At 71.5% G+C, this 3482-nt stretch carries 3 protein-coding genes; 1 reads left to right on the top strand and 2 read right to left on the bottom strand.

Features of this window, described 5'->3' with window-relative positions:
* Positions 1–41: 41 nt before the first annotated feature.
* On the bottom strand, positions 42–1595 hold the full coding sequence (gene purH / locus ACFWFI_RS41840) for a bifunctional phosphoribosylaminoimidazolecarboxamide formyltransferase/IMP cyclohydrolase (protein WP_387401066.1): 1554 nt from the start codon (positions 1593–1595) through the stop codon (positions 42–44).
* Positions 1582–2238, bottom strand: coding sequence for a phosphoribosylglycinamide formyltransferase (gene purN / locus ACFWFI_RS41835; RefSeq protein WP_387401064.1), 657 nt, complete (start codon positions 2236–2238; stop codon positions 1582–1584). The genes purH and purN overlap by 14 nt, the downstream gene beginning before the upstream one ends.
* A gap of 239 nt (positions 2239–2477) precedes the next feature.
* Here purN and ACFWFI_RS41830 point away from each other — a divergent pair, with 239 nt between their 5' ends.
* Positions 2478–3425, top strand: a complete 948-nt coding sequence (locus tag ACFWFI_RS41830) for a hypothetical protein (protein WP_387401062.1) — start codon at positions 2478–2480, stop codon at positions 3423–3425.
* Positions 3426–3482: the final 57 nt, after the last annotated feature.

Genomic DNA, 3482 nt, shown 5'->3' with positions numbered 1-3482 from the left:
CCCCGAGGGGTGCGGCCTGCGGTGGTTCTACGACCTGGGCGTCAGTGGAAGAAGTGACGCGTGCCCGTGAAGTACATGGTCACGCCTGCCTTCTCCGCGGCCTCGACGACGAGCTCGTCACGGACCGAGCCGCCCGGCTGGGCGACGGCCTTGATGCCGGCGGCGGTCAGGATCTCCAGCCCGTCCGGGAAGGGGAAGAAGGCGTCGGAGGCGGCGTAGGCGCCGCGTGCCCGCTCCTCGCCGGCCCGCTCGACGGCGAGCTTCGCGGAGTCGACGCGGTTGACCTGGCCCATGCCGACGCCGACCGAGGCGCCGTCCTTGGCGAGGAGGATCGCGTTGGACTTGACCGCGCGGGATGCCTTCCAGGCGAAGGCGAGCTCCTTGAGCTCCTCGGCCGTCAGGGCCTCGCCGGTGGCGAGGGTCCAGTTGGCCGGGTCGTCGCCGTCGGCCTGGAGCCGGTCGGTGACCTGGAGCAGAGCGCCGCCGTCGATCGGCTTGACCTCGACCGTGGAGACCGGGGCGTCGGGGCAGCGCAGCACCCGGATGTTCTTCTTGCGGGCCAGCACCTCGACGGCGCCGTCCTCGTACGCCGGGGCGACGATGACCTCGGTGAAGATCTCCGCGACCTGCTCGGCCATCTCCACGGTCACCGGCCGGTTGACGGCGATGACGCCGCCGAACGCGGACAGCGGGTCGCAGGCGTGCGCGTTGCGGTGCGCCGTCGCGACGTCGTCGGCGATGGCGATGCCGCACGGGTTGGCGTGCTTGATGATCGCGACGCACGGCTCGGCGTGGTCGTAGGCGGCACGTCGGGCGGCGTCGGTGTCCGTGTAGTTGTTGTAGGACATCTCCTTGCCGTGCAGCTGCTGGGCCTCGGCGAGTCCGCCCTCGCCCGAGGTGTAGAGCGCTGCGGGCTGGTGCGGGTTCTCGCCGTAGCGCAGGACGTTCTTGCGCGCGAAGGTCGCACCGGAGAAGTCGGGGAAGCCGGAGTCGTCGGCGGCCGCGTAGCCGTCGGCGAACCAGGCGGCGACGGCCACGTCGTACGCGGCGGTGTGCTGGAAGGCCTCGGCGGCGAGCCGCTTGCGGGCGGTCAGGTCGAAGCCGCCCGCCTTGACCGCTGCGAGGACGTCGCCGTAGCGGTCCGGGCTGGTCACGACAGCCACGGACGGGTGGTTCTTGGCAGCGGCGCGGACCATCGACGGACCGCCGATGTCGATCTGCTCCACGCACTCGTCGTCGGACGCGCCGGAGGCGACGGTCGCCTTGAACGGGTACAGGTTGACGACCACGAGGTCGAACGGCTCCACGCCGAGCTCGGCGAGCTGCTCGCGGTGGGCGTCCAGGCGCAGGTCGGCGAGGATGCCTGCGTGCACCCGGGGGTGCAGCGTCTTGACGCGGCCGTCGAGGCACTCGGGGAAGCCGGTGAGCTCCTCGACCTTGGTGACCGGTACGCCGGCGGCTGCGATCTTTCCGGCGGTGGAACCGGTGGACACCAGCTCGACACCCGCCTCGTGCAGACCGCGGGCGAGGTCTTCGAGCCCCGTCTTGTCGTAGACACTGACCAGGGCGCGGCGGATGGGCTTATTCACCGACATGACCGAGATGAACCTTTCGTCCCTCAATGCGAAAGCCGTCGCGGGCGAGCCGCCCCACGGCTTCGACGAGCAGCTTGCGCTCGACTTCCTTGATGCGTTCGTGGAGGGCGGCTTCGCCCTCCACCGTTTCCTCTTCGGTCACCTCGACCACGCCCTGCGCGATGATCGGACCGGTGTCGACGCCGTCGTCGACGAAGTGGACGGTGCACCCGGTGACCTTCACGCCGTACGCGAGCGCGTCGCGGACGCCGTGAGCACCGGGAAAGCTGGGGAGCAGGGCGGGGTGGGTGTTGACGACGCGGCCGCCGAACTCGGCCAGGAAGCCCTTGCCCACGATCTTCATGAAGCCCGCGGACACGACGAGGTCCGGGCGGTGTGCCGCCACAGCCGCGGTCAGGGCCGCGTCCCACTCGTCACGGCTCGCGTACTCGCCGAGCTTGCACACGAAGGTGGGAAGGCCGGCACGCTCGGCACGTTCGATGCCGACGGTGCCGTAGCGGTCCGCGCCGACGGCGACGATCCGGGCGCCGTAGCCCTCGGGGTCGTCACCGATCGCGTCGAGGAGTGCCTGGAGGTTCGTGCCTGAGCCGGAGACGAGCACGACCACACGGGCCGGAGCGGCGGAGGGGGGCGGGGAGGCCACGGCAGGGCCCTTTCTCGCGTGATGCAGCAGGTACGCGATGTACAGGAGGTGCGTTTGTATGGTCGTACGAAAGAAGCTCGTCCCGCGATACGGGGAACTCTACGAACGGTCCGACCGTCAGCAACGATACCGGCACACCCAGCGGCCCCCACGGGACGGGGGCGCGGCCGGGAGGTAGCGTCAGGGGACAGGGAACCGCCCCCGGGCGGAAATGACGAGATGGGGAAGACGTTCACCACATGCCGGACCGCCTCCGCACCGCCCTTGGCCACCCGCTGCCCGAGCGGGCATCCATGCTGATGCGGGAACGCCAGTCCTCATCGCCGGACTCCTCGTCGGGCTCGGGTTCCCCGTCGGGATCGGGGTCCTCCCAGGGTTCGGGCTCCTCGTCCGGGTCGTCGGGGCCCTCGTCCGGGTCGTCGGGCTCCTCGTCCGGGTCGTCCGACGACAATCCGTTCGCGGCGCCGCCCGAGGACCGGCCCGACCAGCCCTGGCAGCCCCGCCATCCTTCCCACGCGCCGGGAAATCAGGACAACGGCGGGAACGGCGACGGCACCGAGGGACACTCCGACGACCGCCCGGTCTGGGGCAGCCAGTGGAGCGACCGGCAGCCGGGCCGTCAGAGCGGCGGGTTCGGCGGCCGCCCCGGCGGCACCGGCGGGCCGAGCGGCCAGGGCGGTGGCCCCGAAGGAAATCCCGGCGGTCTGCGCTGGGACCCGACCGACCCGGCCCAGCGGCGCGCGCGCTACGCGGTGCTGGGCGGCATGTGGGCGTTCTTCTTCGCCCTCTTCGATTTCCCCGAGATCGCGATGCTCCTCGGCGCTCTCGCCGTGTACTGGTCGATCAGCGCCCTCCGCGGTGGGCCGCGGAAGACGCAGGCGGCCGGCACAGGGCCGGCCGCGGCCGCCGTCACGGACCGTGCGACCACGCCCCCGCTGCCGGGATCCGCGCCCGGCGCCACCCCCGGCACCACTCGGAGCAGCAGCCGGCAGCAGACGACGGCGGCCGTCAGCGGCCTGGTGACGGCGCTGCTGGCCCTGGCGATCGTGGCCACCGGCTACACGGTCCAGTTGGTCTACCGCGACTACTACACGTGCGTGAACGACGCGCTCACCAAGTCCGGCGCCATCGCCTGCAACGAAAAGCTGCCCGACCCGCTGGAGCCCTTCTTCGGCGTGAAGAAGTAGCGCCGCCCGCAGGCGGAACACTCGCTACGGAGCAACTTCCCGGCCGGGTTCCGGATG

It is taken from the genome of Streptomyces sp. NPDC060209 (genome assembly GCF_042728155.1).
Classification (GTDB): domain Bacteria; phylum Actinomycetota; class Actinomycetes; order Streptomycetales; family Streptomycetaceae; genus Streptomyces.
Note: the sequence above shows the minus strand (reverse complement) of the source record. Positions and strands in the feature narration are given on the sequence as shown.